General features: G+C 73.7%; 12 protein-coding genes. 5 read left to right on the top strand and 7 right to left on the bottom strand.

Annotated elements, in window-relative coordinates; translation table 11 throughout:
* The first annotated feature begins 165 nt into the window (after positions 1-165).
* From RY076_RS10625 to RY076_RS10615, 3 genes are all read left to right on the top strand, one after another.
* The gene (locus tag RY076_RS10625) at positions 166-522 is read left to right on the top strand and encodes a hypothetical protein (protein WP_323097635.1); all 357 of its coding nucleotides are present in this window, start codon (positions 166-168) and stop codon (positions 520-522) included.
* A 173-nt stretch (positions 523-695) separates the two neighbouring features.
* Positions 696-4,001, top strand: coding sequence for an AfsR/SARP family transcriptional regulator (locus RY076_RS10620; protein WP_323097634.1), 3,306 nt, complete (start codon positions 696-698; stop codon positions 3,999-4,001).
* Between the two features lie 168 nt (positions 4,002-4,169).
* The gene (locus RY076_RS10615) at positions 4,170-4,313 is read left to right on the top strand and encodes a hypothetical protein (protein WP_323097633.1); all 144 of its coding nucleotides are present in this window, start codon (positions 4,170-4,172) and stop codon (positions 4,311-4,313) included.
* Between the two features lie 100 nt (positions 4,314-4,413).
* Here RY076_RS10615 and RY076_RS10610 read toward each other — a convergent pair whose 3' ends face one another.
* From RY076_RS10610 to RY076_RS10580, 7 genes are all read right to left on the bottom strand, one after another.
* Entirely contained in the window at positions 4,414-4,905 is a 492-nt protein-coding gene (locus RY076_RS10610) for a CHAP domain-containing protein (protein ID WP_323097632.1), read from the bottom strand.
* A gap of 261 nt (positions 4,906-5,166) precedes the next feature.
* Positions 5,167-7,290 carry an ABC transporter ATP-binding protein gene (locus RY076_RS10605; protein WP_323097630.1) on the bottom strand — a complete coding sequence of 708 codons (2,124 nt, stop codon included), beginning with the start codon at positions 7,288-7,290 and terminating at the stop codon, positions 5,167-5,169.
* On the bottom strand, positions 7,290-9,023 hold the full coding sequence (locus tag RY076_RS10600) for an ABC transporter ATP-binding protein (protein ID WP_323097629.1): 1,734 nt from the start codon (positions 9,021-9,023) through the stop codon (positions 7,290-7,292). The genes RY076_RS10605 and RY076_RS10600 overlap by 1 nt, the downstream gene beginning before the upstream one ends.
* 126 nt (positions 9,024-9,149) lie before the next feature.
* Positions 9,150-9,938, bottom strand: coding sequence for a TetR/AcrR family transcriptional regulator (locus RY076_RS10595; protein WP_323097628.1), 789 nt, complete (start codon positions 9,936-9,938; stop codon positions 9,150-9,152).
* 183 nt (positions 9,939-10,121) lie between these two features.
* Positions 10,122-10,412, bottom strand: coding sequence for a hypothetical protein (locus RY076_RS10590; protein WP_323097627.1), 291 nt, complete (start codon positions 10,410-10,412; stop codon positions 10,122-10,124).
* Between the two features lie 64 nt (positions 10,413-10,476).
* A complete protein-coding gene (locus tag RY076_RS10585; protein WP_323097626.1) occupies positions 10,477-12,063 on the bottom strand; it encodes a DUF7059 domain-containing protein in 1,587 nt (528 codons plus the stop codon).
* Positions 12,064-12,137: 74 nt separating this feature from the next.
* Positions 12,138-12,503 (bottom strand): STAS domain-containing protein, encoded by a 366-nt coding sequence (locus RY076_RS10580; protein WP_323097625.1) that lies wholly within the window; start codon positions 12,501-12,503, stop codon positions 12,138-12,140.
* A 126-nt stretch (positions 12,504-12,629) separates the two neighbouring features.
* On the opposite strand from RY076_RS10580, the gene RY076_RS10575 reads away from it, so the two are divergent.
* Positions 12,630-15,074, top strand: a complete 2,445-nt coding sequence (locus RY076_RS10575) for a DEAD/DEAH box helicase (RefSeq protein ID WP_323097624.1) — start codon at positions 12,630-12,632, stop codon at positions 15,072-15,074.
* Positions 15,075-15,130: 56 nt separating this feature from the next.
* On the top strand, positions 15,131-15,424 hold the full coding sequence (locus tag RY076_RS10570; RefSeq protein WP_323097623.1) for a DUF5818 domain-containing protein: 294 nt from the start codon (positions 15,131-15,133) through the stop codon (positions 15,422-15,424).
* Positions 15,425-15,466: the final 42 nt, after the last annotated feature.

Genomic DNA, 15,466 nt, shown 5'->3' with positions numbered 1-15,466 from the left:
GCCCTAACACGCGGCTAACACGCCGAGCGGCTGCAGCCCGACGACGACGCCCGCGCTGTTAGCGGCTTGTTAGGGCCGTCGGCGAGCGTGGTCGACGCACCCCAAGACGCCCTCGTCGGAGTCCCCCACCCGGGTCCGAGACGTCGGCCACACGAAGGAGACGCAGTGAAGACCCTGACGAAGCTCGGCGGCGCCGCCGCCATCGCCCTCACCGCCGTTGCCCTGACGGCCATGCCCGCCTCGGCCAACTCGTTCAGCGGCAGCCTCCCGGGCGCCACCTACAGCTACAACGACGGCGGCGACTCGTTCTGCGTCACGGCCGGCAACAAGGCCACGATCAGCGTCACCCTGACGGCGATCAGCCCCGCCGGCCCGACGAAGACCGTCAGCGACTCGTGGGAGGACGCCGGCGGCCACTGCGTCAGCCTCGCCACCGCCTACGAGGACACGTACTACAAGGCGTCGATCCACTCGACCACCCCGAGCGGCGCCTACAGCACGACGGAGAAGTTCTACAGCTGACCTGAGGTTCCTCCCCGCAGGTCGCTCCTGCCGCTCCTCCCGGCGGCACCTCCTGGCCGCCGGCCCGCGTCACACCCCACAGGGGTGGGTGTGACGCAGGCCGGCGGCGTCCGCATGCCGTCCGCGCGGCGCGCGACCTGCACCGGGCCGCAGGTGTCCGGTATCAATGGCCTGTGCTGTTTCGTGTGCTCGGCCCCCTCGAGGTCGTCGGTGACGCCGGCGCCGTGGTGCGGCTCGGCGGCTCCCGCGAGCGGCTCGTGCTCTCGATGCTCGTGCTGGGCGCGGACCGGCTCGTGCCCACCGACCGCATCATCGACGCGATGTGGGGCGAGCCGCCCCGCACCGGCCGCCAGCAGCTTCAGAACCTCATCGCGGGGCTGCGCCGGCGTCTCGTGAGCCACGACCCCGGACTGGTCGTCACCCGTCCCCTCGGCTACGAGCTGCGCCTCGGCGAGCACGCTCTCGACGTCACCGACTTCCGCCGCCTCGTCCGCGACGCCGACGGGCTGCAGGCGCGGGGCGACCTCGAGCCGGCCCGCCGCCACCTCGGTTCGGCCCTCGCCCTCTGGCGGGGCGACGTCCTCGCCGACGTCCCCGACGGCGTCGAGTCCGACACCCGGCTCGCGCTGGCCGAGGAGCGACGGGCCGCGCTCGACGCGCTCCTCGACGTGCTGCACCGGCTCGGCCGGCCCGACGACGTGCTCGCACGGGTCGCCGAGCCGCTCGCGGCCGACCCCTGGAACGAGCGCCTGCACGCCCACCGCATCCGAGCACTCGCCTCGGCGGGCCGGCGGTCGGAGGCCATCGAGGCCTTCCTCGCCCTGCGCCGCGAGCTCATCGACGAGCTCGGGGTCACGCCCGGCCAGGTGCTCGTCGAGCTCAACGAGCAGGTGCTCGAGGGCAGCGACGACCTCTCGCGCGCCACGCCCGCGCCGCGGCGGGTGCCGCGTGAGCTGCCCCCGGCGTCGTGGCACCTCTTCGGTCGGGACGAGACCGTCGGGGCCGTCGTCGCGTCGCTCGCATCGCTCCCACCGACCGACGCGACCTCGACGGGCGACGCCGCCGTGCCGGGCTCGCGGCCGGCTCCGGCGCCTCCCGGCGGTCGCGGTTCGGCACCCGTGACCGTCGTCGTCGCCGGCGTCGGAGGGGTCGGCAAGACCGCCGTGGCGGTGAACGCGGGTCACCGACTCGCCGACGACCACCCGGACGGGACATTGTGGATCCCCTTGGGCGAGAAGGCGTTCGCGGCTCCGGCCGATGCTCTTACGCGCGCTCTGCGCTCGCTCGGCGTCGACGCGTCGGACGTGCCCGGCGATGTGGAGGGGCGCACGTCCCTCTACCGCAGCCTCCTGTCGGAGCGCCGCGTGCTCGTCGTCCTCGACGGTGCGACGTCCGAGGCGCAGGTGCGACCGCTGCTCCCGACGAGCCCCGGCAGCTCGGCGATCGTCACCTCCCGGCGCAAGCTGGCCGGTCTCGTCGGTGCGACGCGGCGCACCCTGTCGCCCCTCGACGCGGAGGCCTCGGCCGCCCTGCTCACCGCTCTCGCCGGCGCCGAGCGCGTGGCCGCCGCGCCGACCGAGCTAGGGCGCATCGCCACGCTGTGCGGCCACCTGCCGCTCGCACTGTGCGTCGTCGGGGCCAGGCTCGCCGCCAACGAGCACCTCGACCTCACCGACCTGCGTCGACGCCTCGGCCGCGAGCGCGCCCAGCTCGACGAGCTGGCGGCCGGCGACATCGACGTGCGCACGAGCATCATGACCTCCGTCGAGGCGCTCGGCCCCGGCGCGATGACGCTGTTCGGCCGGCTGTCGCTGGCGCCGGCCGGCTCGTGGCCGGGCTGGGTCGCCCAGGACCTCGCCGGCACCCCGGCCTGGCAGCGCGACCTCGACGAGCTCATCGACCTGCACCTCGTCGAGCCGATCGGCCGGGACGCCGCCGGCCAGCCCCGCTTCCGGGTGCTCGCCCCCATCCGCGAGCTCGCGGCCGAGCTGCACGCTGCCTCCGCCCCACCGGCCCGCGGCACGGGCACTTCAGACGCCGCGCTCCGCTCACGCCTGCTCGCCGGCTGGGAGCGGATGGCCGACGTCGCCGACGCGGCGATGCGCGACGGCGCGTCGGCGCCCGCCCGCCCAACCCCTTCGTCCGAGGCACCCGGTGGGGGCGGCGCGGCCGACCCCGACGCCGAGTCGGACCCGCGCGAGGCTCCGGCCGCCACAGCGCCGCGCGACTGGTTCGAGATCGAGCGCCCGCACCTCGTCGCCGCGGTGACCGGCGTCGCGGTGCGCCCGAACCCGTCGGACGCGCCGGACGCGCCGGACGCCCCGGACGCGTCGGACGCGCCGGACGCGTCGGGCGCCTCGGGTGATGGGGTGCCCGACGCAGCCCACGCGTCGGGCGTACCCGGGTCCGAGCCCGGTGCGCCGCCCGTCGCCGTCGGCGCGCTCGCCGCGCGCCTGGCCCTGCACTCGAGCGGCTTCCTCGCGACGCGGGCCCACGACGACGACCGCGAGCGGGTGCTGCGCCACGCCCTCGCCGTCCTGCCCCCCGAGCCGGACCCCGCCCTGGAGGTCGCGCTGCTGCACGCCCTCTTCGCCGCGCTCGCCCAGCGGAGGGCCCTGGCCGAGCTGCCCGACCTCGCGGCGCGGCAGCTCGCCGCCGCACGTCGGCTGCCCGACGATGCTGCGCCGGCCGGCGAGGCTGGTGCCCTGACCCAGGCGGGATGGGCGGCACAGGCGCTCGACCGGTTCGCCGAGGCTGCGGAGTGGTTCGACCAGGCGGCAGCCCTCGCGGAGGAACGGTCCGACGACCGGCTGCGCGTCACGGCCCGCGCCCAGACCGGCGTCGTGCTGCGCAACGCGGGCCGGGCCGAGGAGGCCGACCCGATGCTCGCCGACATGGTCGAGCACGTCCGGGTCCACGGCTCGCCACGGAGCACCTGCATCTGGCTGGTCACCCGCGCCGAGGGCCTCATCGACCTCGGGCGTCACGACGAGGCCGACGCCCTGCTCGCGGAGGCCCGCGACATCGCGGAAGGCCTCGGCGACGAGCTCGGGGTGGCGCACTGCGCCCTGGCGCAGGCTGCCGCATTCGCCCGACGCGGCGACGCACGAGCCGCCGAGGACGCCCTCGCGCCGGCAGCCGAGGTGCTCGACGCGCACGCACCGGACGGCGTCGACCCCGAGGTGCTGCGCGTCCGCGCGGACGCCCTCACCGTCGCCGGTGACACGCCCGGCGCCCGGGCCGCGCTCCTCGACGGGGTGTCGCGGTGGCGGGCGCGCGGCGCCCGCATCGAGCTGGCGCGCGACCTGGCCCGTCTCGACGCGCTCGACCAGCTCGACGCGCTCGACCAGCTCGGCCCCGCCGCGCCGACCACCGAACACCCTGCTCCCCACGCCCCCGGGAAGAGGTCCGGGGAGGTCGCGGCCATCCTCACCGACCTCGGGCTCGACCGGCGCGCCCTCCGCCTCGGCCCGGGGTAGGCGAAGGCTCCCGATCCGGCTCTGCCTGAACGGAATTCGCTGTATCGGCAAACTCAGAAAACCAGAGGTCCGATACCCTTCCGCAACGCCCGGGACGGGAGTACCTTCTGCCTCGGCTGCCAGTCATCAGGGGTTGTGCAGCCGAACGTCGAAGGGGATCGAACCACCATGAAGCTGATCATCCGCGTCCTGGCCGTCACCGCCGTCGCCTCCGGGCTGCTCCTGTCGGGCACCGGCGCGCAGGCCCGCTCCATCCCGCCGAGCTGGTGTGTCCTCGGACCCCAGTCCGTCGACGGCACCTGCACGTACTGACGCCTGCTGACGTCTGGGGACGGCGTCTCTGACGCCGCAGACGGGTGTGCCCCGGAGGACGCGTCCTCCGGGGCACACCCGTCTCGCACGTGGACCGACCTCAGCCCTTGTGCCAGTAGTAGGCGACGCCGCCGTGCGACTGCGCGTGCGTCGTCGGGTTGTACGTGTGCTCGCCGACCTTGTTCGGGGCCACGAAGTTCGAGTCGATGACGCGGATGTCCGCTCCGGCCGGGTCGCCGGTGACGATGGCCGTGTGGATGCCGGTCGTGTGCGAGCCGGAGTCGGTCTCCTGGATGATGTCGCCCGGCACGACGTCGGCCTTGTTGACGCGGTGGTAGCCGGCGTTGATGTAGGCCTGGTAGTAGCCGGTGCCGAGGGTGTTCGGGTAGACCTCGGCGTAGATCTTCTGGACGAAGACCTTGCACTGGCCCTGGTAGGTGCCCAGGTAGTTGCGGGCGTGGTTGACCATCGCGCTGGCCGCGTCGGCCGAGGAGACCCCCGGGCCGATCGGGACGACGCCGGCGGTCGCGGCCGCGACGGCGAGGGAGGTGACGAGGGTGCGGAAGGCGTTCTTCCGGACGCGGACGTTCATGGTGGGGCTCCTAGGGTGACGTCGTGGTGCGGCCGGCGCCGCCGGCCTCGCCCCGTGAGGGCGTGCTCCTAGGTTCACGAGGGCCCCTAACCGCCCGCTAACAACGACCGTCCGCGCCCCCTACCCGTCGAGTGAGCAGCCCGTCCCACGGGCCCCACGCCGGGAGGCCCCGGCGTCCGTGTGGGACGCCGGGAGGCCCCGGCGTCCGTGTGGGACGCCGGGGCCTCCGGTCTCTGCTCAGGCGGTCGGTCCGGCCTGCCGTCAGTCGTGGCTCGGGTCGGCCGGGACGGCGTCGTCGGGGGCCGGGACCCCAGGGCCGCCGCCGGGACCGGGGACTGCCGCACCGACGCCGGCCAGCTCGGGCGGTCCACCCGCGGGGGCGCCCTCCTCGGCGTCGAGGTCGGCTGCCGCACCGGAGAACTGCGCCTGGTAGAGCCGCGCGTACGCGCCGTCGCGGGCGAGCAGCTCGGCGTGCGAACCCTGCTCGACGATCCGGCCGTCCTCCATGACGAGGATGAGGTCGGCGTCGCGGATCGTCGAGAGGCGGTGCGCGATGACGAAGCTGGTGCGGTCCGAGCGCAGCGCCGCCATGGCCTGCTGCACGAGCAGCTCGGTGCGGGTGTCCACCGAGCTCGTCGCCTCGTCGAGGATGAGCAGCGCCGGGTCGGACAGGAACGCCCGCGCGATCGTCACGAGCTGCTTCTCGCCGGCGGAGATGTTGCTCGCCTCGTCGTCGAGGACGGTGTCGTAGCCGTCGGGCAGCGAGTGCACGAACCGGTCGACGTACGTGGCGCGCGCCGCTTCGAGCACCTCCTCCTGGCTCGCCCCGGGCCGGCCGTAGGCGATGTTGTCGCGGATGGTGCCGCCGAAGAGCCATGTGTCCTGCAGCACCATGCCGATGCGCGAGCGCAGGCCGTGACGCGTCAGGTCGCGGATGTCGACGCCGTCGAGGGTGATGCGTCCGCCGTCGAGCTCGTAGAACCGCATGATGAGGTTGACGAGCGTCGTCTTGCCGGCACCGGTCGGGCCGACGATGGCGACGGTCTGGCCGGGGCTCACCGACAGGTCGAGGTTCTCGATGAGCGGCTGGTCGGGGACGTAGCTGAACGAGACGTCCTCGAAGGCCACCGCGCCGTGCGGGTCCTCGATCGTCACCGGGCTGCCGGCGTCGGGCTCCTGCTCCTCGGCGTCGATCACCTCGAAGACGCGCTCGGCCGAGGCGACGCCCGACTGGAGCACGTTGGCCATCGAGGCCACCTGCGTCAGGGGCTGGGTGAACTGGCGCGAGTACTGGATGAACGCCTGGACGTCGCCCAGGCTCATCGAGCCGCTCGCCACGCGCAGGCCGCCGACGACGGCGACGAGCACGTAGTTGAGGTTCCCGATGAACATCATCGTCGGCATGATGATGCCGCTGATGAACTGCGCGCCGAAAGATGCCTGGAACAGCTCGTCGTTCTTGGTCCGGAACGAGGCCTGAGCTTCCTTCTGGCGGCCGAAGACCTTGACGACGCCGTGGCCGGTGAAGGTCTCCTCGATGATGCCGTTGAGCTCGCCGGTGTTGCGCCACTGCTGGATGAACAGCTTCTGCGAGCGCTTGCCGATGGCCGCCGTGACCATGACCGAGATCGGGATCGTGACGAGCGCGATAAGGGCGAGCAGCCACGAGATCCAGAACATCATCGCGAGCACCGCGACGACGGTGAGCAGCGAGGTGAGCAGCTGCGAGAGCGTCTGCTGCAGCGACATCGCGATGTTGTCGATGTCGTTGGTGACGCGCGAGAGCACCTCGCCGCGCGGCTGCCGGTCGAAGTAGGGCAGCGGCAGGCGGTTGAGCTTGGCCTCGACGTCCTGGCGCAGCCGGAACATCGTGCGCTGCAGCAGCCCCTGCAGGATCCAGCCCTGGACCCACATGAGGAACGAGGCGATCGCGAAGAGGGCCACGACGAGCAGCAGGACGCTCTTGAGCGCCTCGAAGTCGATGCCGACGCCGGGCGTGAAGTCGACGTTGGACAGCAGCTCGGCCTGGGTCGTGTTGCCCGACGCCCGGACCGCTGCGACCGCCTGGTCCTTCGTGGTGCCCGGCGGGAACTTCTCCCCGACGAACGCGCCGATCGACCCGGCGAAGATGATGTCGGTGGCCCGACCGAGGATCTTGGGCCCGATCGAGCTGAGCGTCACGCTGACGACGGCGAGCGCCACGACGACGACGAGCTTGGCGCGCTCGGGCCGCAGCAGGCCGAGCAGGCGCTTGGCCGACGGCCCGAAGTCGAGCGACTTCTCGGCCGGCTGGCCCATCTGCATGTGCGGCGGTCCGCCGCGACGGGCCGGTCCTCGACGCGCCTCGGCGGCCTTCTCCTCCGCGCTCTTGACTCCCTCGGCCATCAGGCCGCCTCCTCCGCGCTGCGCTGGGACTCGACGATCTCCTGGTAGGTCTCACAGGAGTCGAGGAGCTGGTCATGGGTGCCCGTGCCGACGACGCGGCCGTCCTCGAGCACGACGATGTGGTCGGCGTCGACGATCGTCGACACGCGCTGGGCCACGATGATGACGGCGCTGTCGCGGGTCACCGGCCGGAGCGCCTGCCGCAGCCGCGCGTCGGTCGACAGGTCGAGGGCCGAGAACGAGTCGTCGAACAGGTACACGTCGGGCCGCTTGACGACGGCCCGCGCGATGGCGAGGCGCTGGCGCTGACCGCCCGAGACGTTGGTGCCGCCCTGGGCGATCGGCGCGTCGAGCCCGCCCTCCATGCGCTCGACGAAGTCGGCGGCCTGCGCGATCCGCAGCGCGTCCCACAGCTCCTCGTCGGTGGCGTCGGGGTTGCCGTAGCGCAGGTTCGAGGCGACGGTGCCGCTGAAGAGGTAGGGCTTCTGCGGCACCAGCCCGATGCGCGACCACAGCTCCTCGAGCGACAGGTCGCGCACGTCGACGCCGCCGACCTTGACCCGGCCGGACGAGACGTCGAACAGGCGCGGGATGAGACCGATGAGGGTCGTCTTGCCGGCGCCGGTCGAGCCGATGATGGCCGTGGTGCGGCCGGGCTCGGCGACGAGGCTGACGTCGTGCAGCACGGCGTTCTCGGCGCCCGGGTAGTGGAAGTCGACGTCGACGAGCTCGACGCCGGCCCGTGCGGCCTTGATCGGCAGCGGCTGGACCGACTCGCCGACCGAGGAGCTCGTGCCGAGGACCTCCTGGATGCGGCCGGCCGAGACCGCCGCACGCGGGATCATCGTGGCCATGAAGGTCGCCATCATGACGCCCATGAGGATCTGGATCAGGTAGGACAGGAACGCCGTCAGCGCGCCGATCTGCATGTCGCCCGTGGCGATGCGGTGCGCACCGAACCAGAGCACCGCGACCGACGAGATGTTGAAGATGAACATGACGATCGGGAAGACGAGCGCCATGAGTCGCCCGACGCGCAGGCCGGCCTCGGTCAGCGTGCCGTTGGCCTCGGCGAAGCGCTCCTCCTCATGGCCCTCGCGGACGAACGCGCGCACGACGCGGATGCCGGTGATCTGCTCTCGCAGAACGCGGTTCACGCCGTCGAGGGACTTCTGCATCCGCCCGAACCACGGCACCATCCGCCAGATGACGAGACCGACGCAGGCACCGAGCAGCGGCACCGCAACGGCGACGAGCCACGACAACCCGACGTCCTCGCGCAGCGCCATGATGACGCCGCCGACCATCATGATCGGCGTCGTGACGAGGAGGGCGAACGACATGAACGTCACCATCTGCACCTGGGTGACGTCGTTGGTGTTGCGGGAGATCAGCGTCGGAGCGCCGAACTTCGCGACCTCCTGGGCCGAGTAGTCGACGACGGTGCCGAAGATGGTGGCGCGCAGGTCGCGACCCATGCCCATGGCGACCTTCGCTGCGAGGTAGGTGGCGCCGACGGCCGCGGCGATCTGCACGACGCTGACACCGAGCATCAGCGCGCCGTGGCGCAAGATGAAGCCGGTGTCACCGACCGCAACGCCCTCGTCGATGATCTCGCCGTTGAGGCTGGGCAGGTAGAGGGAGGCGAGGGTGCTGACGAGCTGGAGCAGCACGATGAGCGTGATCTCGCCCCCGTAGGGCCGCAGATGGCTGCGGAGCAGTCGCATCAACATGCGTGTGCCTTTCGGTGGGTGCGGTCGGTGGAGAGGTTCGTGGGGTGCTGGCGTCGGCGCGGGTTCGGGCGCGCGTTCGGGTAGGCCCGCGCCTGAGGGTGTCGGCCGGTCGTGGACGCTACGACCTCACGCCGGGTGAGGGTCAACGGCTTTTCCATGCCGGCGCGCCCCCTTCCCGTCGTCGCGGTCGCCCTCGAGGTCGTCGTCGGCGAGGGCGTCGGGGTCGCCCCCGAGCTGCTCGTACAGCTCGACGATCGCCAGACCGCTGCCCGACGCGGCGGGGCGCACGACGAGGCCGTAGAGGACCGTGTCGACGATCTCCTCGGGCGACAGGGTCAGGCCGTCGGCGATGCCGGGGTGGCTGCCGGAGAAGCAGAGCAGGCGGATGCGGTGCACGACGTCGCGGGCCGGCACGACGAAGGTGTCGGCCTCGCCGAGGACGAGCTCGTGCACGGTGTCGAGGAGCGGCTGGTGGGGCTCGCAGTCCTCGGCGCCCTCGTCGGACGCGCCCCGCAGGTGGTGGCCGGCGGCGTAGCAGGCCAGGTGCGGGCCGCGGTTCGGCGGCTCGGTCAGGCCGAGCGCGCCCATGAGGCCGAAGACCTCGGTGAACCGGCGCTGCATGATCGTCGTGAACGCGACGAGGCGGTCGCGAACGGGCAGGTCGGTGCCGATGGCGGCGATGGAGCGGCGCACCGGCGCGGGGCAGAACGCCGTCTGCACCGCCTCGTCGAGCAGCGCGTCCTTGGTGGCGAAGACCCGGAAGATCGTGCCCTCGGCGACGCCGGCCTCACGAGCGATCTCGCTCGTCGTCGGCGTGCGACCCTCCCGGTGCGCGAGGTCGATGAAGACCTCGATGAGGGCCTCCCGGCGGTCGTCCGGGTGCATGGGCGCGGCGCGCCCCGTTCGCTGTCGCACCGGACCATCATGAATGAGTGAGCACTCACTCACAAGTCATTTCCGCCCAGAGCGTGCCGTGTCCTCCCCGACTGCGCCCCTCGCCCGTCGGGCCGGCCGACGCGGGGACTGCGCCGTGGCGGACTTCGCGCGGCACATCTGGGCCTGAGCGCACCGGAACTGCGCCGTGGCGGACTTCGCGCGTCACATCCGGGCCGCAGCGCGCCGGAACTGCGCCGTGGCGGACTTCGCGCGGCGCATCCGGGCCGCAGCGCACCGGAACTGCGCCATGGCGGACGTCGCGCGGCGCATCCGGGCCGCAGCGCACCGGTACTGCGCCCTGGCGGACGTCGCGCGGCGCATCCGGGCCGCAGCGCACCGGTACTGCGCCCTGGCGGACGTCGCGCGGCGCATCCGGGCCGCAGCGCACCGGTACTGCGCCCTGGCGGACGTCGCGCGGCGCATCCGGGCCGCAGCGCACCGGAACTGCGCCATGGCGGACTTGTCGCGGAGGCGCGGGGTCGGGCAGAGGAGGCGCGGGCGGCGAGGGTCAGACGGGTCAGACGAGCAAGCCGTCGGCGACGAGGTCGCGGATGGCGGGGACGACCTCGGCGCGGACGGCGGCGGGGTCGGCGTCGAGGAGCGAGGCGATCGCCTCGAGGGCGACGCGGGCCGTGAGCTCGCCGTCGGCGACGCCGAGGTAGGCGGCCAGGAGCGTGCCGGCGCGTACGACGCGTCGCAGGCCGCCGCCCTGGCGCACGAGGATGACGGCCGGGTCGGACGCGCCCGGCCGGCCGTGGCGCTCCTCGGTGACGTCCGGCGCGCACGACCACGCGACGTCGAGCACGTCGTCGTCGGAGTGCTCGGCCAGCCACGTGCGCGCCTGCAGCCCGGCATCGACGGGCGGCCCCATCGGCGCCGCCACCGGACCGGCGGCCTCGTCGAGCGAGCGCCATGTCGGCCGGTCGGTGGCGGGACGCTGGAGGGTCACGACGCCGAAGCCGACGGCCTCGACGCGTCGGGCCGCGAAGTCGCGCAGCCACGCGGCGTACATGCGCGAGTGCGCCTCGCTACCGGGCACCGCTCCCCCGTCGCGCGACCACAGCTCGGCGTACTCGGCCGGGTCCTGCGACTCACGCTGCACGACCCAGGCGTCGAGCGCGACGCCGCTGCGGGCCTGCTCGTCGAGCCACTCACCCCAGACGTCGCGCCACGTGCGCCCCTCGGGCACCTCCCAGTTGCCGAGGAACTGGGCGACGCCGCCGGGCTCGAGCACCCGGCCGACCTCGCGCACGAGCGTCCGCACGACGGCGTCGCCGGCGCGTCCGCCGTCGCGGTACTCGTAGAGCGGCACATCATCGGTGCGCGGCGTGATGACGAAGGGCGGGTTGCTCACGACGAGCGAGAACGACTGTCCCGCAACGGGGTCGAGCAGGTCGCCGGCGACGGTGTCGAGGTGCGCCTCGGCCAGCGCGGCGTTGAACCGGGCATAGGCCAGCGCTCGCTCGGAGATGTCGGTGGCCGTGATCGAGGCGGCGTGTGCCGTGAGGTGCAGCGACTGGACGCCGCAGCCGGTGCCGAGGTCGAGGGCGCGGTCGACCGGGCGGCGGACGGTCCACGACGCGAGGGTGGTCGAGGCGCCGCCGATGCCGAGCACGTGGTCGGGGCGCAGCGGCCCGCCGGTGGCGAGCTCGGACAGGTCGGAGGCGACCCACCAGTCGTGGGCGTCGTCGCCGTACGGGCGCAGGTCGCACGTGGCGTGCGCGACGCCGGCTGCCGCGTCGACCCGGACGAGCCCGAGCGCGGCGGCGCCGTCGACGCCGAGGGAGGGCAGCGCGTCGGCCAGGCGGTGGGTGCCGACCGGACGCCCGAGGGTGAAGAGGCGCACGAGCGTGCCGCACGCGTCGGGCGTGACGCGTGGGGCGGAGTGCTCACTCGATGCGGAGGTGGGGGTGGCCGCTGGGCCGGGACGGGCGGCGTCGGCGGTGGCGAGGAGGGCGGGTAGCGGCTGCTCGCGGTGCAGGGCGGCGGAGGCGACCGGGCCGAGCCGCTCGGCGACGCCGTCGACGGTGAAGCCCGCGGCGGCGAGGTCGGCGCGCAGCAGCGGCAGGAGCGTCGCGTCGACGACCGGCACGTCGGCAGGCACAACGGGCTCCTCCGCGGGCACGTCAGGGGCCGCGTCGGCGGGCACGCCGGACGCCGAGGACTGCGGTGGGACGGTCAGGACGGCTCGCTCGGAGGCGTGCCGTCCTCCGCCGCGAGCGCGGTCTCGAGGTCGGGGTGGATGTCGAAGACCTTGTCGAGTCCGGTGATCGAGAACACCTTGAGAACGCGGTCGTCCTTGCCGACGAGGCGCAACGACCCGCCGCGGGTCCGCGCCAGCTTCAGCCGGCCGACGAGAACGCCGAGCCCCGTGGAGTCGAGGAACGTGACATCGGACAGGTCGACGACGAGCCGAGTCCGGCCGCCGTGGATCTGCTCGTCGAGCTTCTCGCGCACGAGCGGCGCGGTGTACACGTCGATCTCGCCGCCTAGGTGCACCACGGTCTGGTCACCGTGGTCGGCGCGGGTGATCGAGAGATCCACCGGTGCCCCTTCCCTTGCCCACACTTGGTCGAACAGGGTCAGCCACGTTGCCCCTGCGTGACCGACCGCGGAGTAACATGCCCCGCTCGTCGGTTACCGTACCCCCACCTCCTACCGTTGCTCTACATGAACCGGGACCTGTCGCCCATCTCGACCGCTCCGGCCACCGCCGGACAGCGGGTGGGCGCCGGTGCCCGGACGCCGGAGCGCGGGCAGGAGGGCGGGCAGGGGCGCGGGCAGGGGCGCGGGCAGGGGCCCGATCCCGAGACGCTGCTGGCCCGCCTCGTCGGGGACCACCCGGAGCGGCTCGTGCACGTTCACGAGGTACCGGCCCGCACGGCGCGCACCGCTGACTGGCCGGAGTGGACCGACCCGACGCTCCTCGGCGCGCTGACGGGTGCCGGCGTGGCGGCGCCGTGGTCGCACCAGGTCGCGGTGGCCGAGCACGCCCACGCGGGGCGGCACGTCGTCGTCAGCACGGGCACCGCGTCGGGCAAGAGCCTCGGCTACCTGCTGCCGATCCTGTCCGACCTCACGTCGGGCGCGTCGGCCCCGAACGGTCGCGGCGCCACGGCGATCTACCTCTCGCCGACCAAGGCCCTCGCGGCCGACCAGCTGACGCGGATTTCCGGGCTCGCGCTGCCGGGCGTGCGTCCTGCCACGTACGACGGCGACACCCCGACCGACGAGCGGCGCTGGATCCGCGACCACGCCAACCTCGTGCTCACCAACCCCGACCTGCTGCACCACTCGCTGCTGCCGGGCCACGAGCGCTGGTCCTCGTTCCTGCGGGCGCTGCGCTACGTCGTCGTCGACGAGTGCCACGTGTACAAGGGCGTCTTCGGCGCGCACCTCGCGGCCGTGCTGCGCCGGCTGCGACGCGTCGCTGCCCGGTATCGCGCCGAGCCGACGTTCGTCCTGGCGTCGGCCACGGTCGCCGACCCGCAGGACCACGCGTCGCGCCTGCTCGGGCTGCCGGTCGAGGCGGTGACCGAGGACGGGTCGCCCCGCGCCGCGATGACGTTCGCCCTCTGGGAGCCGCCGGTCGTCACCTCGGCCGACGGCACGGCGCAGCGCGTCAGCACCATCACCGAGACGGGCGAGCTGCTCGCCGGGTGCGTCGGGGCCGACGTACAGACGGTCGCCTTCGCCCGGTCGCGCGCCGGCGTCGAGGTGGTGGCCCGCATCGCCAAAGAGCGCGTCTCCGTCACCGACGAGGACCGCGTCGCGGCCTACCGCGGCGGCTACCTTCCCGAGGAGCGGCGCGAGCTCGAGCGCGACCTGCGCAGCCGGCACCTTCTCGGCCTGGCGGCGACCAACGCCCTCGAGCTCGGCGTCGACGTGTCGGGCCTCGACGCGGTGCTGCTCGCGGGCTGGCCGGGCACGCTGTCGTCGCTGTGGCAGCAGGCCGGACGCGCAGGGCGCACCGGACGCCGCTCGCTCGCCGTGCTCGTGGCGGCCGACGACCCCCTCGACACCTTCGTCGTGCACCACCCGGAGTCGATCTTCGGCCGGGGCGTCGAGGCGACCGTGGTCGACCCCGACAACCCGCACGTCCTCGGACCGCACCTCGCGGCGGCGGCTGCCGAGCTGCCCGTCACGGAGGCCGACGTCGAGGTGTTCGGGCCGATGACGCGTCCGCTCCTCGACGCGCTCGTCGAGCGCGGGATCCTGCGCAAGCGGCCGCGCGGCTGGTTCTGGGCCCGCGAGGACCGACCGGCCGACCACCTGTCGCTGCGTGGCGCCAGCGAGCCGGTCCGGGTCATCGAGGCGCGCACCGGGCGCGTCGTGGGGACCGTCGACGAGGCGTCGGCGCACGCCCAAGTGCACACCGGCGCGGTCCACGTGCACCAGGGCCAGACGTGGGTCGTCACCGAGCTCGACCTCGAGGACCGCGCGGCGTTCGCGGTGCGCGGCGACCCCGGGTGGACGACGCACGCGCGGTCGGTGAGCGAGTTCGACATCGTCCACGCGGTCGAGCACGAGGAGTGGGGGCCGCTGCGGTGCTCGTTCGGGCACGTGACGGTGCGCAACCAGGTGGTCTCGTTCCTGCGCCGGCTGCCGGGCGGCGAGGTCATCGGTGAGCACCCGCTCGACCTGCCGCCGCGCAGCCTCGCGACCAAGGCCGTGTGGTGGACGATGCCGGTCGACGAGCTCGCCGCGGCGGGCGTCGACGAGGCGACGATCCCCGGCGCCGCCCACGCCGCCGAGCACGCGGCCATCGGCATGCTGCCGCTCTTCGCGACGGCCGACCGCTGGGACATCGGCGGGGTGTCCACGGCCCTGCATCCCGACACCGGGCTGCCGACGATCCTCGTCTACGACGGCCACCCCGGCGGTGCGGGCTTCGCCGAGCGGGGGTACCGACGCGTCCGCGCGTGGCTCCGCGCGACGCGTGACGCCGTCGCCGCCTGCGAGTGCCCGTCGGGATGCCCCTCGTGCATCCAGTCGCCCAAGTGCGGCAACGGCAACGAGCCGCTCGACAAGGCCGGCGCCATCGCGCTGCTCGACCTGACGCTGCGCCACGCGGGTCCCGACACCTCTGCCACGACTGGGGAGCCGACGCCGTGACGCGTGGGCCGGCGCGTCGACGCCCCTCCCCGCGACGCGGTCGCCCGGAAACGCCTGTGCCGCAGTCGTTCTCGGACCTGGCCGCACGCTCGTCGACACCCTCCGGCGACGCCGCCGCCCGGGCGTCGGTGACGGTCGCGGGCACCCTGCGCCAGGCGGACGCGGGCGATTCGTTCCCTGCCGGCGCTGCGGCTGCGTCGGTACTGCTCGTCGCCGAGGACGGCCGCACCTACGCCCTGGAGCTGCCGCCCGGCTGGAGCGTCGATGCCGAGGCTGGAGCCCGCGTCGTCGTGTCCGGCGAGTTGACGAGCGAGGGGACGCTGCGCGTCCGGCGCATCGCGACGGCCTGAGGGCGCGACCTCGGGCGTGGCGGTTCCACACCCTGAGACATA

It is taken from the genome of Intrasporangium zincisolvens, assembly GCF_034724055.1.
Taxonomy (GTDB): domain Bacteria; phylum Actinomycetota; class Actinomycetes; order Actinomycetales; family Dermatophilaceae; genus Monashia; species Monashia zincisolvens.
Note: the sequence above shows the minus strand (reverse complement) of the source record. Positions and strands in the feature narration are given on the sequence as shown.